22 protein-coding genes are annotated in these 25,856 nt (G+C 71.4%); 15 read left to right on the top strand and 7 right to left on the bottom strand.

Going from position 1 to position 25,856, the window contains the following annotated elements:
- Positions 1-173: 173 nt before the first annotated feature.
- Positions 174-776, bottom strand: coding sequence for a 3-isopropylmalate dehydratase small subunit (gene leuD, locus EU555_RS34185; RefSeq protein ID WP_135419768.1), 603 nt, complete (start codon positions 774-776; stop codon positions 174-176).
- A 104-nt stretch (positions 777-880) separates the two neighbouring features.
- Positions 881-2,176 carry a crotonyl-CoA carboxylase/reductase gene (gene ccrA / locus EU555_RS34180; RefSeq protein ID WP_135419767.1) on the bottom strand — a complete coding sequence of 432 codons (1,296 nt, stop codon included), beginning with the start codon at positions 2,174-2,176 and terminating at the stop codon, positions 881-883.
- A gap of 198 nt (positions 2,177-2,374) precedes the next feature.
- Here ccrA and EU555_RS34175 point away from each other — a divergent pair, with 198 nt between their 5' ends.
- The 4 genes from EU555_RS34175 (at position 2,375) to EU555_RS34160 (ending at position 7,215) form a co-directional block, all read left to right on the top strand.
- Positions 2,375-4,393, top strand: coding sequence for a protein meaA (locus tag EU555_RS34175; RefSeq protein WP_135419766.1), 2,019 nt, complete (start codon positions 2,375-2,377; stop codon positions 4,391-4,393).
- A gap of 363 nt (positions 4,394-4,756) precedes the next feature.
- The gene (locus tag EU555_RS34170) at positions 4,757-5,179 is read left to right on the top strand and encodes a cupin domain-containing protein (RefSeq protein WP_135419765.1); all 423 of its coding nucleotides are present in this window, start codon (positions 4,757-4,759) and stop codon (positions 5,177-5,179) included.
- 84 nt (positions 5,180-5,263) lie between these two features.
- On the top strand, positions 5,264-6,295 hold the full coding sequence (locus EU555_RS34165) for an MraY family glycosyltransferase (RefSeq protein ID WP_135419764.1): 1,032 nt from the start codon (positions 5,264-5,266) through the stop codon (positions 6,293-6,295).
- Positions 6,292-7,215 carry an NAD-dependent epimerase/dehydratase family protein gene (locus tag EU555_RS34160; RefSeq protein WP_135419763.1) on the top strand — a complete coding sequence of 308 codons (924 nt, stop codon included), beginning with the start codon at positions 6,292-6,294 and terminating at the stop codon, positions 7,213-7,215. Before EU555_RS34165 ends, EU555_RS34160 begins: the two co-directional genes overlap by 4 nt.
- 28 nt (positions 7,216-7,243) lie before the next feature.
- Here the strand turns inward: EU555_RS34160 and EU555_RS34155 are convergent, their stop codons facing one another.
- The 5 genes from EU555_RS34155 to rpoZ form a co-directional block, all read right to left on the bottom strand.
- The gene (locus EU555_RS34155) at positions 7,244-7,921 is read right to left on the bottom strand and encodes a LabA-like NYN domain-containing protein (protein WP_135419762.1); all 678 of its coding nucleotides are present in this window, start codon (positions 7,919-7,921) and stop codon (positions 7,244-7,246) included.
- 218 nt (positions 7,922-8,139) lie between these two features.
- The gene (gene pyrE, locus EU555_RS34150) at positions 8,140-8,730 is read right to left on the bottom strand and encodes an orotate phosphoribosyltransferase (protein WP_135419761.1); all 591 of its coding nucleotides are present in this window, start codon (positions 8,728-8,730) and stop codon (positions 8,140-8,142) included.
- A gap of 88 nt (positions 8,731-8,818) precedes the next feature.
- Positions 8,819-9,847, bottom strand: coding sequence for a DUF3616 domain-containing protein (locus tag EU555_RS34145; RefSeq protein ID WP_167858754.1), 1,029 nt, complete (start codon positions 9,845-9,847; stop codon positions 8,819-8,821).
- Between the two features lie 448 nt (positions 9,848-10,295).
- The gene (locus tag EU555_RS34140) at positions 10,296-12,542 is read right to left on the bottom strand and encodes a RelA/SpoT family protein (RefSeq protein WP_135419759.1); all 2,247 of its coding nucleotides are present in this window, start codon (positions 12,540-12,542) and stop codon (positions 10,296-10,298) included.
- Positions 12,543-12,832: 290 nt separating this feature from the next.
- The gene (gene rpoZ / locus EU555_RS34135) at positions 12,833-13,243 is read right to left on the bottom strand and encodes a DNA-directed RNA polymerase subunit omega (RefSeq protein ID WP_135419758.1); all 411 of its coding nucleotides are present in this window, start codon (positions 13,241-13,243) and stop codon (positions 12,833-12,835) included.
- 131 nt (positions 13,244-13,374) lie between these two features.
- Between rpoZ and EU555_RS34130 the strand changes: the two genes are divergently transcribed.
- From EU555_RS34130 to EU555_RS34080, 11 genes are all read left to right on the top strand, one after another.
- Positions 13,375-13,836 carry a carbonic anhydrase gene (locus EU555_RS34130; protein WP_135419757.1) on the top strand — a complete coding sequence of 154 codons (462 nt, stop codon included), beginning with the start codon at positions 13,375-13,377 and terminating at the stop codon, positions 13,834-13,836.
- A gap of 158 nt (positions 13,837-13,994) precedes the next feature.
- Positions 13,995-14,945 carry an ACP S-malonyltransferase gene (gene fabD / locus EU555_RS34125; RefSeq protein ID WP_135419756.1) on the top strand — a complete coding sequence of 317 codons (951 nt, stop codon included), beginning with the start codon at positions 13,995-13,997 and terminating at the stop codon, positions 14,943-14,945.
- Between the two features lie 14 nt (positions 14,946-14,959).
- Positions 14,960-15,697: a 3-oxoacyl-[acyl-carrier-protein] reductase gene (gene fabG, locus EU555_RS34120; RefSeq protein WP_135419755.1), complete on the top strand. Its 738-nt coding sequence runs from the start codon at positions 14,960-14,962 to the stop codon at positions 15,695-15,697.
- 262 nt (positions 15,698-15,959) lie between these two features.
- Positions 15,960-16,196 carry an acyl carrier protein gene (locus EU555_RS34115; protein WP_048448006.1) on the top strand — a complete coding sequence of 79 codons (237 nt, stop codon included), beginning with the start codon at positions 15,960-15,962 and terminating at the stop codon, positions 16,194-16,196.
- A gap of 66 nt (positions 16,197-16,262) precedes the next feature.
- Positions 16,263-17,522: a beta-ketoacyl-ACP synthase II gene (gene fabF / locus EU555_RS34110; protein WP_135419754.1), complete on the top strand. Its 1,260-nt coding sequence runs from the start codon at positions 16,263-16,265 to the stop codon at positions 17,520-17,522.
- Between the two features lie 221 nt (positions 17,523-17,743).
- On the top strand, positions 17,744-19,108 hold the full coding sequence (gene mltG, locus EU555_RS34105; RefSeq protein ID WP_135419753.1) for an endolytic transglycosylase MltG: 1,365 nt from the start codon (positions 17,744-17,746) through the stop codon (positions 19,106-19,108).
- A gap of 15 nt (positions 19,109-19,123) precedes the next feature.
- Entirely contained in the window at positions 19,124-19,999 is an 876-nt protein-coding gene (locus tag EU555_RS34100) for a YicC/YloC family endoribonuclease (RefSeq protein ID WP_135419752.1), read from the top strand.
- A 244-nt stretch (positions 20,000-20,243) separates the two neighbouring features.
- Positions 20,244-20,939, top strand: a complete 696-nt coding sequence (gene gmk, locus EU555_RS34095; protein WP_135419751.1) for a guanylate kinase — start codon at positions 20,244-20,246, stop codon at positions 20,937-20,939.
- A gap of 97 nt (positions 20,940-21,036) precedes the next feature.
- On the top strand, positions 21,037-22,428 hold the full coding sequence (locus EU555_RS34090) for a dihydrolipoyl dehydrogenase (RefSeq protein ID WP_135419750.1): 1,392 nt from the start codon (positions 21,037-21,039) through the stop codon (positions 22,426-22,428).
- Positions 22,429-22,552: 124 nt separating this feature from the next.
- A complete protein-coding gene (locus EU555_RS34085; RefSeq protein WP_245524636.1) occupies positions 22,553-25,144 on the top strand; it encodes a histidine kinase dimerization/phosphoacceptor domain -containing protein in 2,592 nt (863 codons plus the stop codon).
- Positions 25,141-25,764, top strand: a complete 624-nt coding sequence (locus EU555_RS34080) for a biliverdin-producing heme oxygenase (protein ID WP_135419749.1) — start codon at positions 25,141-25,143, stop codon at positions 25,762-25,764. Before EU555_RS34085 ends, EU555_RS34080 begins: the two co-directional genes overlap by 4 nt.
- Positions 25,765-25,856 lie beyond the last annotated feature (92 nt).

The raw sequence follows: 25,856 nt of genomic DNA, 5'->3' as shown, positions 1-25,856 counted from the left end.
CGATTGAAGATCGACTGACCTCGAAGGAGGGCTCCAGGGATCACTGAGCCTTCTGGAGCCCTCCTTCGAGGCTCCTTTCACGTGCGATCTTCGATCGCCAGCACCTCAGGATGAGGTCGAGGATGGGATGGATCAAGTCTGTCTAATACTCTTCTCGGCAGTCAAATAGGCTCTCAGGCCCAGGGCCGCTCCGCGAGCTTCTGCTCGTAGGCGTCGATCGCCGGGGCCTTCTCGAGGGTCAGGCCGATGTCGTCGAGGCCGTTGATGAGGTTGTGCTTGCGGCCCGGATCGATGTCGAAGTGCAGGGTGCCGCCGTCCGGCCCCTTGATGACCTGGTTCTCGAGGTCGATCGTCAGCGTCGCGTTGGCGCCGCGACCGGCGTCGTCGAGGAGCTTCTCCAGGTCCTCAGGGCTCACGGTGATCAGCAGGATGCCGTTCTTGGCGCTGTTGTTGAAGAAGATGTCGGCGAAGCTCGTCGAGATGATGCAGCGGATGCCGAAATCGGCGAGCGCCCAGGGGGCGTGCTCGCGCGACGAGCCGCAGCCGAAATTGTCGCCCGCGACCAGGATCTTGGCGTTGCGGTAGGCCGGCTGGTTGAGGACGAAGTCGGGATTTTCCGAGCCGTCGTCGCGGTAGCGCATCTCGGAGAACAGGCCCTTGCCGAGGCCGGTACGCTTGATCGTCTTGAGGTACTGCTTGGGGATGATGCGGTCGGTGTCGACGTTGACGATCGGCAGCGGCGCCGCGACGCCTTCCAGCACGGTGAACTTTTCCATGGGTCGTTTCGTCCGAGATGCGCGCCGCGCGGGTGTGGTCCCGCGCGGCCCCAGTTCGGAGGTGTTCTAGCAACTCGCCGATGCGGCGGGAAGCGCGGGCCGCGTCACCGCGACCCCGACAGCTCCAGCACGTCGTCGAAGGTCCGCAGGCCGGCCCGCGGCGCGTTGACCAGCACCGCCATGTTGCCCGGCGCGTGCTGGTTCTTCCACATCTTGGTGTGGGCCTCCGGGATCTTGTCCCAGGGGAAGAGCTCGCTCATGCACGGATCGACCCGGCGGTCGATGACGAACTGGTTGGCGGCCGCCGCCTGCTTCAGGTGGGCGAAATGCGAGCCCTGGATGCGCTTCTGCCGCATCCAGACGTAGCGGGCGTCGAAGGTGATGTTGAAGCCGGTCGTGCCGGCGCAGAACACCACCATGCCGCCGCGCTTCACCACCAGCGCCGAGACCGGGAAGGTCGCCTCGCCCGGATGCTCGAACACGATGTCGACGTCGTTGCCCTTGCCGGTGATGTCCCAGATCGCCTTGCCGAACTTGCGGGCCTCCTTGGTCCACTCGTTGAACTCGGGCGAGTTGACCTTCGGGAGCTGGCCCCAGCAGTTGAAGTCCTTGCGGTTGATGACGCCCTTGGCGCCCAGGCTCATGACGTAGTCGCGCTTCGACTCGTCGGAGATCACCGCGATGGCGTTGGCGCCGGCGGCCGCGCAGAGCTGCACGCCGAACACGCCGAGGCCGCCCGAGGCGCCCCAGATCAGCACGTTCTGGCCCGGCTTGATCGTGTGCGGCGCGTGGCCGAACAGCATCCGGTAGGCGGTGGCCAGCGTCAGCGTGTAGCAGGCGCTCTCCTCCCAGGTCAGGTGCTGGGGCCGGCGCATCAGCTGGCGCGACTGCACCCGGCAGAACTGGCCGAAGGAGCCGTCCGGCGTCTCGTAGCCCCAGATGCGCTGCGACGGCGAGAACATCGGGTCGCCGCCGTTACATTCCTCGTCGTCGCCGTCGTCCTGGTTGCAGTGGACGATGACCTCGTCGCCGACCTTCCAGCGCTTCACCTTGGCGCCGACCGCCCAGACGATGCCCGAGGCGTCCGACCCGGCGATGTGGAAGGGGGCCTTGTGGACGTCGAACGGCGAGATCGGCTCTCCGAGGCCGGCCCAGACGCCGTTGTAGTTGACGCCGGCGGCCATCACGAGGACGAGCACCTCGTCGTCGCCGATGGGCCAGGTCGGCAGGACCTCGATCTGCATCGACTGTTCCGGCGGCCCGTGCCGCTCGCGGCGGATGGCCCAGGCATACATCTTCGCCGGAACGTGGCCGAGCGGCGGAATCTCGCCGATCTCGTAGAGGTCCTTCACCTGGGTCCCACCCTTGGCCACCGGTTCCAGCGCGGCGCTCGCTGCCATCGTGGACCCTCCCTTGAAATATTGCACTGCACCGTGGATCCTAGCGTCGTTCCAAGGGGGCTCCAATAGCCCTTTTGGCGACGAGGCAGACTCGTCGGTCTCAAGGTCAGGGTGACGGCTCAACCGGGCACGGCTACCATCCGGGCTTTGAGGGCGGGCGAACCCGCCGCGAGGCCGGTCAACGAAGGCGAGGGTGGAATGGGCGAACCGGAGGTCAAGCGGGACAAGCCGTGGATCATCCGCACCTATGCGGGCCACTCCACGGCCGCCGAATCGAACGCGCTCTATCGCGGCAACCTCGCCAAGGGGCAGACCGGCCTCTCGGTCGCCTTCGATCTGCCGACCCAGACCGGCTACGACCCCGACCACGAGCTCGCCCGCGGCGAGGTCGGCAAGGTCGGCGTCTCGATCGCGCATCTCGGCGACATGCGGACCCTGTTCCAGGACATCCCGCTCGCCCAGATGAACACCTCGATGACCATCAACGCCACCGCCCCCTGGCTGCTGGCGCTCTACCTCGCGGTCGCCGAGGAGCAGGGGGCGCCGTTCTCGGCCCTCCAGGGCACGACCCAGAACGACATCATCAAGGAATACCTGTCGCGGGGCACCTACGTGTTTCCGCCCGGGCCGTCCCTGCGGCTCACCAAGGACGTGATCCTGTTCACGACCCGCGAGGTTCCGAAGTGGAACCCGATGAACGTCTGCTCCTACCACCTGCAGGAGGCGGGGGCGACGCCGGTCCAGGAACTCTCCTACGCGCTGGCGGTCGCCATCGCGGTGCTCGACACGGTGCGGGACGACCCCGATTTCGACGAGGAGAGCTTCGCCGACGTGGTCGGGCGGATCTCGTTCTTCGTCAATGCCGGCCTGCGCTTCGTCACCGAGATCTGCAAGATGCGGGCCTTCTGCGATCTCTGGGACGAGATCACCCGCGAGCGCTACGGCATCGACGACCCGAAGAAGCGCATCTTCCGCTACGGCGTGCAGGTGAACTCGCTCGGCCTCACCGAGCAGCAGCCGGAGAACAACGTCCACCGCATCCTGATCGAGATGCTGGCCGTGACGCTCTCGAAGCGGGCGCGGGCCCGCGCGGTGCAATTGCCGGCCTGGAACGAGGCGCTCGGCCTGCCGCGCCCCTGGGACCAGCAATGGTCGATGCGGATGCAGCAGATCCTCGCCTTCGAGACCGACCTCCTCGAATACGACGACATCTTCGACGGCTCGGTCGCCATCGACGCCAAGGTCGAGGCCTTGAAGGCCGAGACCCGGGCGGAGCTCGCCCGCATCGGGGCGCTCGGCGGCGCGGTCGCGGCGATCGAGACCGGGACGATGAAGCGGGCGCTGGTCGAATCGAATGCGAGGCGCATCGCCGCGATCGAGCGCGGCGAGCAGGTCGTGGTCGGCGTCAACAAGTTCCAGAACGGCGAGCCCTCGCCGCTCACCGCCGGCGACGGGGCGATCTTCACCGTCTCCGAGACCGTCGAGATGGAGGCGCAGAGCCGCATCAAGGCCTGGCGCGCCCAGCGCGACGCCTCCGCCGTCGCGGCCGCCCTGGACGAGCTGGAGGCGGCGGCGCGCGAGGGCCGCAACGTGATGCCGGCCTCGATCGCCTGCGCCAAGGCCGGCGTGACGACCGGCGAGTGGGGCGAGCGCCTGCGCCAGGTCTTCGGCGAGTACCGCGCCCCGACCGGCGTGACGCCCGAGACCGTCACCTCGGGCGCGGCGGAGGAGGCGCGCCTGCTCATCGCCGATCTCGGCGAGCGCTTGGGCGAGACCCCGAAGCTCGTCGTCGGCAAGCCGGGCCTCGACGGGCACTCGAACGGCGCCGAGCAGATCGCGCTGCGCGCCCGCGACGTCGGCTTCGACGTGACCTATGACGGCATCCGCCAGACCCCGTCCGAGATCGTCGCCAAGGCGCGCGAGCGCAACGCCCACATCATCGGCCTGTCGATCCTGTCGGGCTCGCACGTGCCGCTGGTACGCGAGGTCCGGTCGCTCCTGCGCCAGCAGGGCCTCGACCACATCCCGGTCGTCGTCGGCGGCATCATCTCGCCCGAGGACGAGCTGGTGCTCAAGAACATGGGCGTGGCGGCGATCTACACCCCGAAGGACTACGCCCTCGACACGATCATGGTCGGCCTCGCCAAGGTCGTCGAGCGCGCCATCGCCCGGCGCGAGGCGGAGGATGCGGAGCCGCGGCGGGAAGAGGTGTTCTGAGGGGGGCTCATGGGAACAGACCGGCGCGGATCCGCGCCGGTTGCCCTGCTCGGAGCACAGACTCAATTCTCACCCGTCATCGGGCCGAAATCAGCCTACCCCACCCGCGCCCTCATCCTGAGGTGCACGCGAAGCGTGCCTCGAAGGAGGGCTCCAGGGCTTGCGGAGGCTTCTGGAGCCCTCCTTCGAGGCTCAGCGATCTCCGATCGCCGGTCACCTCAGGATGAGGGCGCGGGTGGGAGTGTCGGACAAGATCCGTCGAGCAGGCGTCCAGTCTATCGCCCGCCCTTGACTGTCCATGAGACCGGCGCAAACTCCCGCGACCGCGCCGACCGAAGAGAGCGCGGCCGAGGGAGGAACACCATGCTCACGCGCCGCGGTTTCGCGGGGTTCGCCTCGTGCGCGATCTGCAGCCTGACCGGCTTTCTCGCCACCGATGCCGGGGCGCAGTCGCCGCCCGCCGCCACGCCGGGGGTGAAGCGCAAGGTCCTGGGCCAGACCGAGGGGCCGGCGCCCGGCTACGTCACGATCACCGCCGAGGTCGAGATCGAGCCCGGCGTGCTCGTCGGCCGCCACACCCATCCGGGGATCGAGGCGGGCTACGTGCTCGACGGCGAGATCGAGCTGCCGATCGAGGGCCAGCCGACCCGTACCCTGAAGGCCGGCGACAGCTTCCAGGTGCCGGCGGGCACGCCCCATGCCGGATCGAAGAGCGGAGCCAAGCCGGTGCGCATCCTCAGCACCTACATCGTCGAGAAGGGCAAGCCGCTCGCCTCGCCGGCCTGACCGGCGGTCTGGCTGCGGCGGGGCCGGTGGGGTAGGGGTGGTCCGCGCCGCTCGCCGGATCCGAGTCATCTCCATCACTGCCGCATGCCGCCGCTCGCCCCCCTCGTCGCCGTTCCGCTCGCCGCCGGTCTCTCGGCGGGGCTGATCGTGCTCTTGCGCCCGTTGCTCCTGCGCTACGCCCTGGCGCGGCCGAATGCCCGGTCGAGCCACCGGGTGCCGACGCCGCAGGGCGGCGGCATCGCGGTGGTGGCGGCGGCCCTGGCCGCCATTCTCCTGCTGGCCGGCGCGCCCGGCGGCGAGGTCGCGGCGCTCGCGACCGGCACCGTGTTCCTCGCGCTGATCGGCGCCGTCGACGACATCCGGCCCCTGTCGGTGAGCCTGCGCCTGCCGCTCCAGGCGGCGTCCGTGATGCTGGTGCTTGCCGCCGCCGGCGGGCAGCTGATCCCCGGCCTGCCGCTCTGGCTCGAGCGCGGCCTCGCGGTCCTGGCCGGGCTGTGGTTCGTGAACCTCGTCAACTTCATGGACGGGCTCGACTGGATGACGGTCGCCGAGATGGTGCCGTTGCTCGGCGCCCTCGTGGCGTTCGGCCTCGCCGGCCATCTGCCGGATCACGCGACGCTGGTGGCCGGGGCCCTGCTCGGGGGTCTTCTCGGCTTCGCGCCGTTCAACCGGCCGGTGGCCAAGCTCTTCCTCGGCGATGTCGGGTCGCTGCCGATCGGCCTCCTCGTCGCCTGGCTCCTCTATCGGCTCGCCGGGGAGGGAGGCTCGCCTGGGGGAGGCTTGGCTGGGGGAGGCTTGGCCGCCGCGATCCTGCTGCCGCTCTACTCTCTCGCCGACGCGACCCTGACCCTCGGGCGGCGGGCGCTCGCCGGCGAGCCGGTCTGGCAGGCGCATCGCAGCCACTGGTACCAGCGCGCCACGACCAACGGCCGCTCGGTGCCGTTCGTGGTCGGGTCGGTCTTCGCCGTGAACCTCGTCCTGGCGCTGCTCGCCGCCGCGACCCTGGCGGCGCCGGGCTGGGTCACGTCGCTGGCCGCGCTCGCTCTCGGCGCCGGGCTCGTCGCCGCCCTGCTCCGGCTCTTCGCCCTGCCCGCCGTCAGGAACGCCGCCGCATGACCGCACCCCTCGTCGCCCTCACGGGCTCGACCGGCTTCATCGGCCGCCACCTCCTGGCGGCTTTGGCGGCCCGGGGCTACCGGGTGCGGGTGCTGCTGCGCCGGCCGGTGGAGCTGCCGCCGGGCACCAGCGGCGCGGTGGTGGGCGATCTCGCCCGGCCGCAGAACATGGCGGCGGCCCTCTCCGGCGCCGACGCGGTGGTGCACTCGGCCGGGCTCGCCCACGCGATGTCGGGCGCGCCGGAGGACGATTACCGGACCTTCAACACCGAGGCGACCCGCGGCCTCGCCCAGGCGGCAGCCCGGGCCCGGGTGCGCCGCTTCGTCTTCCTGTCGTCGATCCGGGCCCAGAGCGGTCCCTCGGCCGAGGGAATCCTCACAGAGGCCGATGCGCCGGCCCCGACCGACGCCTATGGCCGCTCCAAGCTCGCCGCCGAGGAGGCCCTGGCCGGCATCGACATCGACTACGCGGCCTTGCGGCCGGTGCTGGTCTACGGGCCGGGCCAGAAGGGCAACATGGCGGCGCTGATGCGGCTCGCCGGCGCGCCCTACCCGCTGCCCTTCGGGGGCCTCGCGGGGCGCCGCTCACTGGTCTCGGTGGAATCCTTGAGCGATGCCGTCGACGCGGTGCTGCGGGCGCCGGGCCCGCTGCGCCGGCCGCTGATCGTGAGCGAGGCCGAGCCGCTCACCGTGCCGGAGATGATCTCCGCCCTGCGGGCCGGCCTCGGGCGCCGGCCCGGGCTGCTGCCGCTGCCCGCGCCGCTTCTCGGGGCGCTCCTGGACCTCACCGGGCGGGGGGAGCTGCGCGAGCGGCTCGCCGGATCCCTCGTCGCCCGCGCCGCCGGACTCGATGCCCTGGGCTGGACCGCGCCGGTCGCGACGCGGCGCGGCCTCGAGGCGCTGGCCCGGGCCGGCGGCTGAGCCCCCCGGCCCGGTTCGTTGCCGGGGCTCAATCCTCGGCGTCGTCCTCGTCGTCCTGGCGGATGCCGTAGCGGTTCTCGAGGTTCACGGCGGTGCGGGGCGCGCGCTCGCCGAGATCGCGCGGACCCAGATCGCGCGGCCCGTCGGGGCCGAGGCTGCGCGGCGGGCGCGGCGGGCGGTCGCCCTGCTCGCGGCCGATGCGCGGGATCAGCTGCACGATGTCGACGAAGTCGTCGGCCTGGCGGCGCAACTCGTCGGCGACCATCGGCGGCTGGGTCTGCACCGTCGAGACCACGGTGACCCGCACGCCCCGGCGCTGCAACGCGGCCACCAGCGGCCGGAAGTCGCCGTCGCCGGAGAACAGCACCATGTGGTCGATATAGGGGCTGAGCTCCATGGCATCGATCGTCAGCTCGATGTCCATGTTGCCCTTGACCTTGCGGCGGCCGGTGGAGTCGGTGAATTCCTTCACCGGCTTGGTCACGACACGGTAGCCGTTATAGTCGAGCCAGTCGATCAGGGGCCGGATCGACGAGTATTCCTGGTCCTCGACCAGGGCGGTGTAGTAGAAGGCGCGGACGAGATTCTCGCGCGCCCGGAAATCGGCCAGCAGCTTCCGGTAATCGATGTCGAAGCCGAGGGCCTTGGTGGTGGCGTAGATGTTGGCGCCGTCGATGAAAAGAGCACTGCGCGGGTGAACAGGCATTCGTTATCCTTAGGCAATGCGGTACGGCCGCACGTAAAATCACTTGCGAGAAAAGCCGCTGCGAGCGAATCATCACCCCTTAGTATTATCAGGTCGGGGGCAATCAGCACGGGTGCCGCACACCGGAACAGCGGCCGCAATGCGCGCAGCTAAGAGCGCGCCGCCGCGCCTGTCAAGGGACGACGGTGGCGCGCCGCGGGAGGTCCGGAGGCCTCGCCTCAGGCGCCCGGCAGGGCGCGGCTGCCGGGCTTGACCGCCGGCATCGCCGCGAGGTCCGGCGGCAGCTGGTCGGCCGGGTAGTTCGGGATGTCGAGGGTGACGAGGGCGACCAGGGGCAGGCCGAGATCGGCCTTGCCGCCCGAGCGGTCGATCAGGCAGGCCGCACCCACCACCTCGCCGGGCTCGGAGGCCAGGGCCGCCAGGCACTCGCGCGACGACAGGCCGGTGGTGACGATGTCCTCGACCATCACCGCGCGGGCGCCCTTCGGGATCTGGAAGCCGCGACGCAAGGCGAACGGCCCGCCGGGGTCGCGCTCGACGAAGATCGCCCGGGCGCCCAGCGCCCGGGCGGTCTCGTAGCCCGGCACGATGCCGCCGATCGCCGGCGACACGACGTAGTCGATCGCGCCGTAGCGATCCGCGATCCGCTCGGCCAGCGCCGCGCAGACCCGCGCGGTGCGGACCGGATCGGTGAAGATCGCCATCTTCTGCAGGAAGACCCGGCTGTGCAGGCCGGACGACAGCACGAAATGGCCCTCGAGCAGGGCGCCGGCGGAGCGGAATTCATCGAGGACGTCGTCGGAGGTCATCGCACCCTTCAATGGTCGGTGGAGCGTCGCATGTGCCGGGGCTTGTGGCAGCGCGCCGACCTCCGTGCAATCCTGCCGGCCTGCGCGGTCAGCCGCCGACCGCGGCGAGCCCGCTCGGCAGGCGGATGCGCAACGGACGCGGCTCGCCCTCCTTCCCGCCGTCGAAGAGGACCAGCACCCACGCGCTCGATGCTTCGCTCGTCAGGTAGAGCAGGGCCTCGGGCTTGCGTGGCGCCTTGCCGGGGACGGACGGAATCTCGCCGACGAGTTCGAGCGTCGCACCGTAGTCCCAGTGATAGATCGAGTAGGGGCCCGGAACCTCCCCGGATGGTCCCGCGAGGACGAGGGCACCCCAGGGTGACGCCGCGAGATCGCGCACGCCCCGCCCCGGCCCCAGGCGCAGGAGGTGCAGCTCAGGCGCCACCTCGTCCGTGTCGGTGAAGATCGCCGCGGCCTTGACCGACAGGACCGCCGCCGCGTCCCCGCCGAGCGACGGCGCCCGCAGGCCGACATAGAGGCGGTCGTGGCGCGCCACCAGGCCCTCGATCGTCAGCCCGTTCTCGTCGAGCGGGCGGGACAGGAAGGGCGCCAGGAGCGGCTCGCGGCTGAGGACCGTGCGCAGGCGCCCGGTCTGCGCGAACGTCGCGTCGAGCTGCTCCTGCCCGAACCCCGCCTTGATGTCCGCTTCGGTCAAGGCGATCCTGACGAGCCGGCTGCTGGCCACCGTCCGCCGCCTGATGATCTCGGCGTCGCGCCCGGGATCGAGCCTCTTTTCCTTGTCCCGCGGATGTCCGTGCGATCCCACGACGTAGAAATGCCCGTCCGCGTACGCCACGCCCTCGCCGTCGAGTTCGAGCGGATGACCTTTCTTGTTCACGTCGTCGATCAACCTGATCGTGGCACCGACCTTCAGGTGCTGCCGCTCGACCATCACCAGCTGGGTGGCTTGGCTTTCATCGTCGATGACGAGGCCGTAGCGCACCGCGCCCTCAAGTTGGGTGCTGGCGATACCGCTCACGTTCTGGGACTTGTCGATCCGCCCGTCGGGCTGCTCCTCGCCGAGGAGTTTGCCGATGACCGGCCACGGCTCGCCGGGCCAGGATTGATCGACCGTCACACCTGCCTCCATCGCTGCTCGGCAATACCAACAGCGTAAGATAAAATCCCATATCCCGCAATCGATCCCGCGCGATAGATCCGATTCTCTTGCAACTTCGATGGACAGTGAATGTCTCGATACGTTCGTAAAAACATATTTCTTATTTCTAAAAATAAATCTAACACCTTACAACATGGAAAATGGCATTTATCCGTTCTCAGATTGGATACATCAATAACAGCAGTGACATCGCTGCTGAAATGCCCGATCATTGCTTCGGCAGCAGATGTCCAACCGCCGCATTGCAAGGACGGCATCGTGCACGACGCCCGAGGCTTTGCCGGATGCGCGGTGTCGTCTCCTGCAACGGCCGACCGCCCGCAACCGGGGAATGCCGGGGGACGGTCGCTGGCGCAATGCCGTTCTCCACGCCGCGATGCGGGACGACGCCGTCCCGCATCGCGCATCACCCGTTCACCCGGTCGACCCGGCTCACCACCCGCTTGGCCCGCAGCTCCGACACGATGGCGTTGAGGTGCTTGAGGTCCCAGACCGCGAGGTCGATCGTGACGTCGGTGAAGTCCTGGGTCCGGCGCTTCATCGAGATGTTGTCGATGTTGCCGTCGTGGTCGGCGATCACCTGGGCGATCTGCGCGAAGCTGCCGGGCTCGTTGATCGATTGCAGGGCGAGGCGGGCTGGAAAGCGCTGGTTGGAGGCGCCGTCGACGTCCCAGCGGACGTCGAGCCAGAGTTCCGGCTCGTTGTCGAAGGCGGCGAGCGCCGGCGACTGGATCGGGTAGATGGTCACGCCCTCGCCGGGGGTGAGGATGCCGACGATCCGGTCGCCCGGCACCGCCCCGCCGTCGGGGGCGAAGCGCACCGGCAGGTCGCGGTCGAGGCCGCGGATCGGGATCGCGCCGTCCTCCGGCGCGCCCTTCTCGCCGCCCTTCGTCGCGCCGGGCTTGCCCGGCCAGGTCAGGCGCACCGTCTGGTCCTTGTCGAGGGAGAGCCGCCCGGCGCCGTTGACGTGCGGGCGCGGGGCTCCGGGGGCGGCCTGGCTCGCCGCGGCGCCGCGGCGCTCGTCCTTGTAGTCGGGATAGACCGCCTTCACGACGTCGCCGGAGAACATCTCGCCCCGGCCCACTGCCGCGAACACGTCCTCGGTGGACTGCCGGGCGAGGCGCGGGAGGGCGCCGCGCAGCTTCTCGTCGGAAAAATTCTTGCCGGCGCGCTCGAAGGCGCGGTCGAGGATCTGGCGACCGAGGCCGGCATATTGCCGCCGCACCGCCGAGCGGGTGGCGCGCCGGATCGCGGCCCGGGCCTTGCCGGTCACGACGAGGGATTCCCAGGCCGCCGGCGGAGTCTGGCCGTCGGCCCGGACGATCTCGACCTCGTCGCCGTTCTGCAACTCGGTGAGGAGGGGCGCGATCCGGCCGTTGATCTTGGCGCCGACCGCGGTGTTGCCGACGTCGGTGTGGACCGCGTAGGCGAAGTCGATCGGGGTCGCGCCCCGGGGCAGGGCGATGAGGCGTCCCTTCGGGGTGAAGCAGAAGACCTGGTCCTGGAACAGCTCGAGCTTGGTGTGCTCCAGGAACTCCTCGGGGCTATCGCCCTCGGCGAGGAGCTCGATCGTGCGGCGCAGCCACTGGTAGGCGCCGCTCTCGGTGGCCAGATGCGGCGCGCCGTCCTTGTAGAGCGCGTGCGCGGCGATGCCGTACTCGCCGATCTCGTCCATCTCCCGGGTGCGGATCTGCAATTCGACGCGCTGGCTCTTCGGCCCGATCACGGTGGTGTGGATCGAGCGGTAGTCGTTCTGCTTCGGGGTCGAGATGTAGTCCTTGTAGCGCCCCGGCACCATCGGCCAGGTCGTGTGGACGACCCCGAGCGCCCGGTAGCAGGTGTCGACGGTGTCGACGACGATCCGGAACCCGAAGATGTCGGAGAGCTGCTCGAACGCGACCGACTTGCGCTCCATCTTGCTCCAGATCGAGTAGGGGCGCTTCTGCCGGCCCTTCACGGTGGCGGTGATGTTGGAGAGGGCCAGCTTCGCGGTCAGGTCGCGCTCGATGCTCTCGACCAGCTTCTCGGACCTCGCCGAGAGGTCGGAGAGGCGCTTGGCGATCGTGGCGTAGACGTCGGGCTTCAGGTTGACGAATGAGAGGTCCTCCAGCTCCTCGCGCAGCTCCTGCATGCCCATCCGGCTCGCCAGCGGCGCGTAGATGTCGAGGGTCTCCTGGGCGATGCGGGCCCGCTTCTCCGCCGGCATGTGCTGCAGGGTGCGCATGTTGTGCAGCCGGTCGGCGAGCTTGACGAGCAGCACCCGCACGTCCGCCGCGATGGCGAGCAGCAGCTTGCGGAAGTTCTCTCCCTGCGCCGCCCGCTTCGAGACCAGGTCGAGGCGCTTGATCTTGGTCAGACCGTCGACGAGCTTGCCGATCTCGGGCGAGAAGACCCGGTTGATCTCGTCGAGCGTCGCCGCCGTGTCCTCGACCGTATCGTGCAGCACCGCCGCCACGATGGTGGCGTCGTCGAGCCTGAGATCCGTGAGGATGGCGGCCACCTCGAGCGGGTGGGCGAAGAAGGGATCCCCCGAGGCGCGCTTCTGCGTGCCGTGCGCCCGCATCGCGTAGACGTAGGCCCGGTTCAGCAGCCCCTCGTCGGCGCCGGGATTGTAGGCCTTGACCCGCTCGACGAGCTCGTACTGGCGCATCATCCGCCGCTGGTCTCCTTCGCGCACCGGAGCGCGCCGGCACGGGCCGGCGCGAGAGGCGTCGCGGCGTGCCGAATCGGTTCGGGTGCGCTGAACGCCGACGACGCTTGTGGAGGTCCGGGGGCAACTATCGAGCCGAACGGGCGGCGGCGCCAGCCCCTAAACGTCGCGGCAGCCCCGCTTTGCGGGAGGGCCACGAAAAAACCCGGCCTCGCGGCCGGGTTGCCGTCTCTCGCGCACCTGTCTCTCTCGCGCGGAGGAACTCTCGCGCGCGGACGGATCGCCGGGCAGGCTCAGTCGCCTTCATCCTCGGTCTCGGTCGGGGGCGCCAGGTTCTCGAGGCCGCGCAGCAGGTCCTCCTCGCTCATGCGGTCGAACTGGATGTCGCCGTCGTCGCTCGAGCCTTGCGGCGCCACCGCGGCGGCGGCGGGGGAGCTCGAGAGCAGCGGCACCGCCTCGGCCTCCGGCTCGTCGACCTCGACGTATTTCTGCAGCGAGTGGATCAGCTGCTCCTTGAGGTCGTCGGGCGTGATGGTCTCGTCGGCGATCTCGCGCAGGGCCACGACCGGGTTCTTGTCGCGGTCGCGGTCGATGGTGAGCGGGGCGCCGGAGGAGAGCAGGCGGGCCCGGTGGCCGGCGAGCAGCACCAGCTCGAAGCGGTTCTCGACCTTGTCGATGCAGTCCTCAACGGTGACGCGAGCCATGCGCGACCCCTTTCCTTGGTCAAACGAAACATCTCGGGATTCCGCCTCCCTACACGAGATGCCGTTTTGCAACAAGCATCGGTGATCGCGGGCCCACCGCGCCCGGCGGTCCCGCTCGAAGGCGCCAGGGTATGAGCCGGCGCCCTCCGCTCGGCTGCGGCTGCGCCCGCGGCGCGCCCATCGCCGCCACCGCGGTCGCCCCGGCCCTCGCGCCGAGCGCCGTCGTGTCGACGGCGCTCGGCGCGATCCGGTACGCGGTGGCCAAGCTCGGCGTGCCGCTGGTCCCGGTGATGGGCCACGGCCGCTGCGGCGCCGTCGCGGCGGCGGTGGACGTGGTGAGGCGCAACATCGTCTTTCCGGGCGCGATCGGCCAGATGATCGAGCCGATCGTGCCGGCGGTGCTCGGCGTGCGCGACAAGGGCGGCGCCCTCGTCGAGAACGCCGTGCGGGCCGACGTGAGCCGGGTGGTGCAGCGCCTGCGCACCGCCTCCGAGCCGGACCTGCTCGGCCCGCCCGCCGAGAGGACGCCCCGGATCGTGGGCGCCGCCTACAGCCTCGATACCGGCGAGGTCGACTTCGTCAACGAGGCCTGAGCCCGATCGGCGCCTCCGCCGCGGGGACCGCGGATTTTGCGTCCCGGCCACGCTTGACTATGGCCGGCCGCTCTGCGAGTGGCGCCGCCCAATCGCTGCGTGCCGCGGCCACGGGCCGCGTCCCGCCGCAGCATCCCCAAGGGCAGGAAGCACCGGACGTGTCGCGCGCCTTCATCTTTCCGGGCCAGGGCAGCCAGGCGGTCGGCATGGCCTCCGGCCTCGCCCAGGACCATGCCGCCGCCCGGGCGGTCTTCGCCGAGGTCGACGAGGCCCTGGGCCAGAACCTCTCGCGGCTGATGTTCGAGGGCCCGGCCGAGGAACTGACCCTCACCGCCAATGCCCAGCCGGCCCTGATGGCCGCCAGCCTCGCGGTCCTGCGGGTGCTCGAGGCCGAGCGCGGCCTGGATCTCGCCCGCGACGTCGCCTACGTCGCCGGCCACTCGCTCGGCGAGTACAGCGCGCTCGCCGCCGCCGGCAGCCTGTCGCTCCGCGACGCGGCGCGCCTCCTGCGCCTGCGGGGCGAGGCGATGCAGAGGGCGGTGCCGGTGGGATCGGGTGCCATGGCGGCGCTGCTCGGCCTCGACGTCGCGGCTGCCACGGAGGTCGCGGCGGAGGCCCGGCGGGGCGAGGCCGGAACCTCCGACGTGTGCGACGTCGCCAACGACAACGGCGCCGGCCAGGTGGTGGTCTCCGGGCACCGCGCGGCGGTCGAGCGGGCGGTCGCCCTGGCGCAGGGCCGCGGCGCCAAGCGCGCCGTGATGCTGAACGTCTCCGCGCCGTTCCACTGCGTCCTGATGGCGCCCGCCGCCGAGGCGATGCGCGAGGCGCTGGCCACCGTGTCCTTGCGCCCCGCCGCCGTGCCGGTGATGGCCAACGTGCTGGCCGCCCCCCTGCGCGAGCCGGCGGCGATCCGCGACGCGCTGGTGGCGCAGGTCACCGGCACCGTGCGCTGGCGCGAATGCGTCGCCGCGATGGCGGCGGCCGGCGTCGACGCCTTCTACGAGATCGGCACCGGCAAGGTGCTGTCGGGCCTCGTCAAGCGCATCGCGGCGGGAGCCTCCGCCACGCCGGTCGGCACGTCCGGCGACGTCGCCGCCTTCACGATCTGAGAGAGTTTCCCAGCATGTTCGACCTCAGCGGCCGCAAGGCCCTCGTCACCGGCGCCACCGGCGGCCTCGGCGGTGCCATCGCCCGGGCGCTGCACGGCCAAGGCGCCCACGTCGCGGTGTCGGGCACCCGGCGCGAGGCGCTGGAGGCGCTCGCGGGCGAGCTCGGCGAGCGGGTCCACGTCGTCGAGGCCAACCTGTCCGATACCGCGGCGGTCGAGGCCCTGGTGCCGGCGGCCGAAGCCGCCCTCGGCGGGCTCGACGTGCTCGTCAACAATGCCGGCATCACCCGCGACAACCTCTTCCTGCGCATGAAGGACGAGGAATGGGACAGCGTCATCGCCGTGAACCTGACGGCGGCGTTCCGGCTGTCGCGGGCGGCGGTGAAGGGCATGATGAAGCGCCGCTACGGCCGCATCATCAATGTCGGCTCGGTGGTGGGCGCCACCGGCAATGCCGGCCAGGGCAACTACGCCGCCGCCAAGGCCGGCCTCGTCGGCCTGACCAAGGCGCTCGCCGCCGAGGTGGCGAGCCGCAAGATCACCGTGAACTGCATCGCGCCGGGCTTCATCACCTCGCCGATGACCGACGTGCTGAACGACAAGCAGCGCGAGGGCATCCTCGCCACGGTGCCGATGGGGCGCCTCGGCGAGGGCGCCGAGATCGCGGCGGCGGCGGTCTACCTCGCCTCCGACGAGGCGGCCTACGTCACCGGGCACACCCTGCACGTCAACGGCGGCATGGCGATGTTCTGAGGCGATGTTCTGAGGACACGGGCCCCATTCCCCAGGCGGGTGCACGCTTCCTTAACCGGAGCTGAAGCGGGCCTCGCCAGGGCGGAATCCCTGTGTTAAGCACCCGCCGGCCGTGCAAGGGGATTGACGGCCCGGCCGTCCGCGGCTTTTCCACGACATGCGCGACCGGCCTGCCCGGCCGCATCACGAACTCTCCCCGGGGCTCCGCCCGCACGCGGCGGCTCCGAACAGTTCCACGAGCAGTAACTTAAGGACCCATACGATGAGCGATATCGCGGACCGGGTGAAGAAGATCGTCGTCGATCACCTGGGCGTCGAGCCCGAGAAGGTGACCCCGAACGCGAACTTCATCGACGATCTGGGCGCCGACAGCCTCGACACGGTCGAGCTGGTGATGGCGTTCGAGGAGGAGTTCAACGTCGAGATCCCGGACGACGCCGCCGAGACGATCCAGACGGTCGGCGACGCGATCAAGTTCCTCGAGAAGAACTCCGGCTGATCGCCGGCGTTCTCATCACCAACAGGATCACACGCTTCCGTCATGGGATCGGGTCGGGATAACGCGATGCGTCGAGTCGTCGTCACGGGCCTCGGGATGGTGTCGCCGCTGGGCAGCAGCGTCGACGTCACGTGGAGCCGCCTCATCGAGGGGCAAAGCGGCGCCGCCCGCGTCGAGGCCTTCGACGTATCGGATCTGGCGTGCAAGATCGCCTGCTCGATCCCCCTCGGCGACGGGAGCGACGGCACCTTCAACCCCGACCGGTGGATGGAGCCCAAGGAGCAGCGCAAGGTCGATCCCTTCATCGTCTACGCGATGGCGGCGGCCGGCCAGGCGCTCGACGACGCCGGGTGGCACCCAACCTCCCACGAGGACCAGTGCGCCACCGGCGTCCTCATCGGCTCCGGCATCGGCGGCATCGGCGGCATCTACGATGCCTCGGTGACCCTGTTCGAGAAGGGGCCGCGGCGGATCTCGCCGTTCTTCATCCCGGGCCGGATCATCAACCTGGCCTCGGGCCAGGTCTCGATCGCCCACGGGCTGAAAGGGCCGAACCACGCCGTGGTGACGGCCTGCTCGACCGGCGCCCACGCGATCGGCGACGCCGCGCGCCTGGTGGCGCTCGGCGATGCCGACGTGATGCTGGCCGGCGGCGCCGAGTCGCCGATCAACCGGCTCTCGCTCGCCGGCTTCGCCGCCTGCCGGGCGCTCTCGACCGGCTTCAACGACGCGCCGCAGCGCGCCTCCCGCCCCTACGACCGCGACCGCGACGGGTTCGTGATGGGCGAGGGCGCCGGCGTGGTGGTGCTCGAGGAGTACGAGCACGCCAAGGCCCGGGGCGCGAGGATCTACGCCGAGGTGATCGGCTACGGCCTCTCGGGCGACGCCTATCACATCACCTCGCCCTCGCCGGACGGCGACGGGGCCTATCGCTGCATGAGCGCGGCGGTGAAGCGGGCCGGCATCGACCCGTCCGAGATCGACTACATCAACGCCCACGGCACCTCGACCCCGCTCGGCGACGAGCTGGAGCTGAAGGCCGTCGAGCGCCTGCTCGGCAACGCCACCGACGTGGCGATGTCCTCGACGAAGTCGGCCACCGGCCACCTGCTCGGGGCTGCGGGAGCCATCGAGGCGATCTTCTCGATCCTGGCGATCCGCGACGGCGTCGTGCCCCCGACCCTCAACCTCGACAACCCGTCGGTCGAGACCGCAATCGACCTCGTGCCGCACGAGGCGAAGCGCCGGACCGTCGACATCGCGCTCTCGAACTCCTTCGGCTTCGGCGGCACCAACGCCTCGCTGATCCTGCGCCGGGCGGACTGACCGCCGGTCGCCGGGCGGGTCGACCGTCCGGCTCCTCAATCCCCGGCCGCTCGGAAAAGCCTCTCCTGCCCGCCGGAGGGGCTTTCGTATTCCCGGCCGCCCTCGCGCTCCCGGCTCCATTTCGCCATAAAACTTGCTAGGGTCTCGGTCGCTTCCCGCCCTTTCGGGCCGGCACGCGCGTCCACCGGCCGGCTCCCCGGACGCGCCACGACAGGACCGCCATGTTTCGCAGATCGAAGACGCAGGACCCGGCGCCGGGCGCGCCGGAGCCGGTGAGCCCGCCCAACCGGCTCGCCCCGCGCAGCCCGAGCGAGGCCATCAAGCCGACCGCGGCCCCGCCGCCGCCCGAGAAGCCGGTGCGCGAGCGCGGCGGCCTGCTCGCGGCGGTGAGCGGCTTCCTGACCCTGTTCGTCATCCTCGGCTTAGGCGCCATCCTGGGCCTCGTGGTGCTGGAGCGCCAGACCAACGAGGCGGGGCCGCTCCCCGCCGACAAGGTCGTGGTGGTGCCGCGCTCCAGCGTCGGCGAGATGGCCGACCTGCTCAAGCGCGAGGGCGTGATCACGCACCCGATGCTGTTCGAGCTGACCGCCCGCTTCGGCCGCAAGGCCGCGCTCAAGGCCGGCGAGTACAACTTCAAGGCCCATGCCAGCATCGATGACGTGATCGACGTCCTGGTCCAGGGCCGGTCGGTGCAGCACGCCATCACCTTCCCGGAGGGGCTGACGAGCGAGCAGATCGTCGGCCGCCTCAACGACAACGACATCCTCACCGGCGACATCAACGAGACCCCGCCGGAGGGCAGCCTGCTCCCCGACACCTACAAGTTCGAGCGCGGCGACTCGCGCCAGAAGATCCTGAACCTGATGCGCGCCAAGCAGCGCGAGGTCCTGAGCCAGATCTGGGCCCGCCGCTCGCCCGAGGTGCCGGTGCGCACGCCCCAGGAGATGGTCACGCTGGCCTCCATCGTCGAGAAGGAGACCGGGCGGGCCGACGAGCGGCCGCGGGTCGCCGGCGTGTTCGTCAACCGCCTGCAGAAGCGCATGAAGCTGCAGTCCGACCCGACCATCGTGTACGGGCTGGTCGGCGGGCGCGGCACCCTCGGGCGCGGCATCCTGCGCTCCGAGATCGACCGGGTGACGCCCTACAACACCTACGCGATCGAGGGCCTGCCGCCGGGCCCGATCGCCAATCCGGGCCGCGCCGCCCTCGAGGCCGTCGCCAACCCGTCGCGGACCAAGGACCTGTTCTTCGTCGCCGACGGCACCGGCGGCCACGTCTTCGCCGAGACGCTGGAGGCCCACAACCGCAACGTCGCCCGCTGGCGCCAGGTCGAGAAGGCGAAGGCCGCGGCCGATCCGGCCTCGGCCGTCGGCGTCGACAAGGTCGAGCCGCCGCAGGCCGACCCCGCGGCCCTGCCCCCGCGCACCGGCCTGCCCGGCGCCCCGCTGGCCTATGACGGCAGCGAGGCGAACACCGTCCGCTCCCGCGCCTTCGACGCCTCCGAGGGCACCGCCCGCGATCCCCTGCGCAACAAGACCTTCGACCTGAACTCGCCCAAGACCGTTCCGGTCCTGCGCAACCCCTGACCGGACGACGAGACCATGGCCATCGCCAGCATGACGGGGTTCGCCCGGGAGGCCGGGACCACCGGTCCCGCGCACTGGGCCTGGGAGCTGAAGAGCGTCAACGGGCGCGGGCTCGAGGTCCGGGTCCGGGTGCCGGCAGGCCTCGACGCCGTCGGCGAGGAGGCCCGCGCCGTCGTGCAGAAGCGGTTCAGCCGCGGCACCTGCCATCTCACCCTGACCCTGTCGCGGGCCGAGGCCGCGCCGCGGGTGCGCATCAACGAGGCGCTCCTCGCCTCGCTGGCCGAGGCGGTAACCCGGGTGCCGATGCCGCTCGGCATCACGCTGCCCTCCGTCGACGGTCTCCTGCACGTGCGCGGCGTGGTCGAGGTCGAGGAGGAAGCGAGCGACGACGAGGCGCTGCGGCGCGACCTCGCGGCCGCCGCCCTCCGGCTGGTCGAGGCCCTGGCCGAGGGCCGCCGCGCCGAGGGGCGGGCGCTCTCCGACATCGTCGGCGGCCAGCTCGCCGTCATGGCGGACCTCGTCGAGGCGGCGGAGGCCTGCCCGGCCCGCAAGCCGGAGGCCGTCAAGGCGCGCCTCGCCGCGCAGGTCGCGGCCCTCATGGAGGCGGGCGGCCTCGATCCGGCACGCCTGCACCAGGAGGCGGTGCTGCTCGCGGCGCGCGCCGACGTGCGCGAGGAGATCGACCGCCTGCGCGCCCATCTCACCGCCGCCCGTGATCTGCTCTCCGCCGGCGGCGCCGTCGGGCGCCGCCTCGACTTCCTGGCCCAGGAGCTCGGCCGCGAGGCCAATACGCTGTGCGCCAAGGCCAACGACGTCGCGCTCTCGCGCATCGGCCTCGACCTCAAGGCGGTGGTCGAGCAGTTCCGCGAGCAGGTCCAGAACGTCGAGTAGGCGGCTGCCACCCGGCCCTTGTCCCGGCCTGACGTTCCCGGCCTGCCGTCACCTCCCCGGTTGCGCGTTCGCCGAGCGAGCGGCATTGGGACGGATCTCGGGAATGGTCTCGAAACGGACGGTCGGTACGGTGGCGCCCCGCGAGGGACCGCACGGGTTCGGGTCGCGTCGCCGGCTCCGCCGGGCGATGCCGACGGGAGCCGGCGAGGTCCCGGCGGTGCCGGCGAAAGGGTAGTGCAACGCGATGGCTTCGACTGTGGGCTCCGAACTCCTGAACGCACCGGTGGCGCGCCGGGGCCTGGTGCTGATCCTCTCCTCGCCCTCGGGGGCGGGCAAGACGACCCTGACCCGCGCCCTGGCCCAGCGGCCCGAATGGGGCCTCGACCTCTCCGTCTCGGTCACCACGCGGGCGCGCCGCCCCTCCGAGATCGACGGCCAGCACTACCGCTTCATCGACCGCGACGCCTTCAAGCGTCTGCGCGAGCGCGACGACCTGCTCGAATGGGCCGAGGTGCACGGCAACTACTACGGCACGCCCCGGAGCCCGGTGGAGAAGGCGCTGGCGGCCGGCCGCGACATGATCTTCGACATCGACTACCAGGGCACGCGGCAGGTGCGCGCCAAGCTGCGCGACGACGTGGTGACGATCTTCATCCTGCCGCCCAGCCTCGCCGAGCTGCGCCGCCGCCTCGAGCGTCGGGCCGAGGATTCCGCCGAGACGATCGAGCGCCGCCTGCTCAACGCCCGCACCGAGATCGAGCGCTGGTCCGAGTACGATTACGTGCTGGTCAACGACGACCTCGACCGCTCGTTCAAGACCCTGGAGGCGATCCTCGCCGCCGAGCACCTGCGCCGCGAGCGCCAGGTCGGCCTCGCCGGCTTCGTGAGCGGCCTCCTGGCGGAGGGCGAGAGCAAGGGCGACGGGGCAGCAAAACCCTGACGCACGGGAACGAATCGTCCACGATCGAAGTTGCCTGCTGGCAGGACCCGCCGCATCGCCTCCCGTGCCGCGCCGGGAGAGCCCGAGGGGATCAGAGATGCGTGAACTGGCCTGCGACGTCGCGGTCATCGGCGCCGGCACGGCCGGGCTCGCCGCGCATGGCGCAGCCACGAGGGCGGGCGCCCGCGCGGTCCTGATCGAGCGCGGCCCCGGCGGCACCACCTGCGCGCGGGTCGGCTGCATGCCCTCGAAGCTGCTGATCGAAGCGGCGCGGGCCGCCCACGACGCCCGCGGGACCGGGATCTTCGGGATCACGGTGGGCGAGGTCCGGGTCGACGGCGCCGCCGTGATGCGGCGCGTGCGGGCCCTGCGGGACGGCTTCGTTGCCTCGGTCTTCGAGGGGCTCGCCCGCATCCCCGCCGACCTGCGCCTCTCCGGCACCGCCAGCTTCTCGGACCCGACCACGCTCCTCGTCGACGACCACACCCGGGTCGCCGCCGGCGCGGTGGTGATCGCCACCGGCTCGACCCCGAGCCTGCCACCGCCCTTGCGACCGGTGGCGGACCGCGTCCTCACCACCGACACCCTGTTCGAGATCGAGACGCTGCCCGAGTCGCTCGCGGTGCTGGGCGCCGGCCCGGTCGGGCTCGAGCTCGCCCAGGCCATGGCCCGTCTCGGCGTGCGGGTGACGCTCCTCGATCCGGCCGGGGCGGTCGGGGGCACCCGCGATCCCGAGGTCGCGGCCTGCGCCGCCGCGCTGATCGGCGCCGAACTGGACCTGCGGCTCGGCGCGACGGTGGAATCGGCGGAGGCGGGGGGCGACGGGGTGCGGCTGACCTGGCGCCCCGAGGCGGGCGGGCAGGAGAGCGGCACCTTCGCGCGGGTGCTCGCCGCCGCCGGACGCCCGCCGAACCTGTCCGGCCTCGACCTCGCGGCGGCCGGGATCGCGTGCGACGAGGACGGCCTGCCGGACTTCAACCCGCGCACGCTCCAGTGCGGCACCGCCCCGGTCTTCATCGCGGGCGACGCCAACCAGGAGCACCCCGTGCTGCACGAGGCCCAGCGCCAGGGCTGGATCGCCGGCGGCAACGCCGCGCGCTTCCCCCAGGTCGAGGCGCCCCCGCCCTGGCCGGCCTTCGCCCTGGTCTTCACCGATCCGCAGATCGCCGCGATCGGCCGGGCCTTCGACCCGGAGGCGGCCCGCGACTGGGTCGTCGGCGAGACCGCCTTCGCCGACCAGGGCCGCGCCCGGGCGATGGACCGGGCCGCCGGCCTGATCCGGGTCTACGCCGATCCCGACGGCCGCCTGACCGGGGCCGCGATGATCGGGCCCAAGATCGAGCACCTCGCCCACCTGATGGCGGTGGCGGTGCAGGAGGGCTGGACAGCCGCGACCTTCCTCGACCGGCCCTTCTACCACCCGACCCTCGAGGAGGGGCTGCAGAGCGCCGTCAGGGCCGTGGCGGCGCGGACGGGCGGGACCCGGTGACGCCGCAGGATGGAGCGGCGGGCCCGCCGCCGTTGCGGTTCCGTTCCGAACGGGAAGCCGATAAGGTGCGGGATCCGTCGTGCGACGCATGGTCGTTTCGGGCCGGCGATTTTCTGGGACAACCGTGACCTTGCCCGACCAGACGACGGCACCGACGATCGACCTCGACGCGCTCGCGCCGCACGACCTCGACGCCCTGCGGCAGGGCGTGATCCAGATCGACGGTGACGGCGTCATCCACCTCTACAACCGCGCCGAGGGCGCCTTCTCGGGCCGCCGGCCGGAGCGGGTGATCGGCCGCAACTTCTTCACCGACATCGCGCCCTGCACGCACCTGCCGCATTTCTACGGCCGCTTCCGCGAAGGCGTGCGGCGGGGTCGGCTCGATCACACCTTCTCGTTCGTCTACGGCTTCGACCCGCGGCCGATGCAGGTGCGGATCACCCTGCGCCAGGCGGCGCAGCCCGGCCGCTACTGGATCATCACCGAGCCGGTCGAGGCGCTGGCGCACGGCCACCGCCGCGAGGCCGTGCAGGCGGCGGTGAGCCAGCGGGTGCGGGCCGAGCCGGTCGATCCGAGCCTGTGCGAGCAGGAGCCGATCCACGTCCCGGGCGCGATCCAGCCCCACGCCGTCCTGGTCGCCGCCGACGTCGAGTCCCTGACCGTGGTCGCCTGCAGCAGCAATGTGCGCGACGCCCTCGACCGGGATCCCCTCGGCCTGCCCCTGGCCGAGGTGCTGGATGGCGGCCTCGTCGAGCAAATCCGCGAGAGCCTGCAGGGCGAGGCGGTCGATCCCGGCCGCATCGTGCGCCAGCGCATCGTGCTGCCGGCCGCCGGCCTGCCGGTCGAGGCGGTGGCCCACCGCAACGGCGAGCGGCTCATCGTCGAGCTCGAACTGGCGCCGGCCCATCCGGAGGATTTCCGCTCGGCGAGCCAGCTCGACACCGAGCTCGCCATCGCCCGCCTGCGCGGCGCCGACACGCTGGACGGCGCCGCCCAGGTCGCGGCCCGCGAGACCCGGGCGCTGACGGGCTTCGACTGCGTCCTGGTCTACCGCTTCGATCCGGACTGGAACGGCGCGGCGATCGCCGAGGACAAGGATCCGGCCTGGACCCGCAGCCTGCTCGGCCTGCGGTTTCCCGCCTCCGACATCCCGGCCCAGGCCCGCGCCCTCTACACCCGCTCGAAGAGCCGCTTCGTCATCGATCGCGACTACGTGCCGGTGCCGCTCGTGGCGACGGCGGCGACCGCCAACGCCCCGGTCGACCTCACCTTCGCCCAGGCCCGCAGCCTGTCGCCGATCCACCTCGAGTACCAGCGCAACCTCGGCGTCAACGGGTCGATGTCGGTCTCGATCCTGGTCGAGGGCAGGCTCTGGGGGCTGATGATCGGCCATCACCGCCGGCCGCACTACGTCGCGCCGGAGACCCGGGCCGCCGCCACCGTGCTGGCCGAGGCCTTCGCGATGCGGGTCTACGAGTTGGAGAGCCGGCGCCTGTGGCAGGAGCAGCAGGCCCATCTGGCGCTCGAGAGCGAGCTGGTGCGCGAGCTCGCCCGCTCCGAGGATTTCGTGAGCGCGCTGACCGAGAACGCCCACACCCTGCTCGACCTGTTCGACGCCCGCGGCGCCGCCACCGTCTCGGACGATGCGGTCCGAGCCCTCGGCGAGACTCCGCCGCCCGACGCCATCCTGACGATCGCCGCCTGGCTCCGCGCGACGCTGCCCCCGGACCGCACCAGCTACGCCACGGCCGAGTTCGCCGCCGCCCATCCGCCGAGCGCGCCCTTCGCGGCCTGCGCCAGCGGCCTGCTGGCCGCCTTCGTCGATGCCGAGCGCCGTCACCTGCTCCTGTGGTTCCGGCCCGAGGTGCCGAGCACGGTCACCTGGGGCGGCGACCCGCGCAAGCCCGTCCTCGCCGGCAGCGGACCGGTGGCGGTGCTGCCCCGGCGCTCGTTCGAGCGCTGGGTGGAGGAGCGCCGCGGCGTCTCCGAGCCCTTCGCACCGTGGCAGGTCGGCATCGCCGAGGCGCTCGCCCAGGCCGTCGAGGGCGTGGTGCTGCGCCAGCGCCGCAAGATCGCCGAGCTGACCGGGTTGCTCGCCGACAAGGAGCGCCTGCTCGCCCAGAAGGACCTGCTCACCCGCGAGATCGACCACCGGGTCAAGAACTCGCTCCAGATCGTCTCGGCCTTCCTGCAGATGCAGCGCCGCCAGGTCACCGATCCGGCCTCGCAGGCCGCCTTCGCCGAGACCGCAGCCCGGGTGATGAGCGTGGCGCGGGTCCATGACAGCCTCTACCAGGCCGAGAGCGTCGACGAGGTCGATCTCGGCCAGACGATCGAGACTCTCTGCGCCGATCTCGCCGGCATGGCGGGGGAGGGGCACGCCGTCGACCTCGACGCCGAGCCCGGCCTGATGGTGCCCTACCGCAAGGCCGTGGCGCTCTCGCTGATCGCCACCGAGCTGATCACCAACGCCTTCAAGTACGCCTACGCGGACGCGGGCGGGCGCGTCGCCGTCAGCGTCGTCGGCGAGGCGGAGGGGCGGGTGAGGCTCTCGGTCTGCGACGAGGGCAAAGGCCTTCCGACCGGCTGGCCCGACGCGCCGGCCCGCGGCACCGGCCTCGGCATGAAGCTGATCCGGGCCATGCTCGACCAGATCAATGCCCGGCTCGAAGTCGAGAACCGCCCTGGCGCCTGCTTCACGGTCACCGCGTGAGCGACATTCTGGAGCGGTTGCGGGCCGAGACCCGCGAGGCGCACGAGGCGATCGAGCGCGATCTCGCCTGGGAGACCCGCGTCGCCACCCTCGACGGCTACCGCGCGCTCCTCGCCCGGTTCCGGGGCTTCCACGCCGTCCTCGAGCCGGCCCTCGCCGGGATGCTGGACGACGAAGCCTTCTTCGGTCCGCGTCGCCGGCTCGGGTACCTCGATGCCGACCTGCGCCATCTCGGCCTCGACGCGGCAGAGATCCGGGCGCTGCCACGCCCCGACGCCGTCCTGCCGCGGAGCCGGCCCGAGGCCTTCGGTGCGCTCTACGTCCTCGAAGGCTCGACGCTCGGCGGGCAGGTGATCGCCAAGCACATCGGCCGGCAGCTCGGCCTCACCGCGGAGACCGGCTGCCGGTACTACGCCGCCCACGGGCGCGAGACCGGCGCGATGTGGAAGGCGTTTCGCCACCGCCTCGCCGACGAAGCGGAAAGCGGCGATGCCGACGCGCTCGTGGCCTTCGCGGCCCGAACCTTCGACGCCATGCGGCACTGGCTCTGTGCCGCGCCCGTTCCGTTCCTGGACGGGGAGGGGAGGGGCCCTGTCGCGAAAGTTTTGCAGAGGGGTTGACGGGTCCCGGCCCGCGGGCCTATACGACCACCCATCGGCGCCGGCCGCTTCCGCGGACCGGGCGCTGAAACGTCTTCTGCACAGTCCGGGCC

Origin of the sequence: Methylobacterium nonmethylotrophicum (genome assembly GCF_004745635.1) — a bacterium.
Lineage (GTDB): Bacteria > Pseudomonadota > Alphaproteobacteria > Rhizobiales > Beijerinckiaceae > Methylobacterium > Methylobacterium nonmethylotrophicum.
Note: the sequence above shows the minus strand (reverse complement) of the source record. Positions and strands in the feature narration are given on the sequence as shown.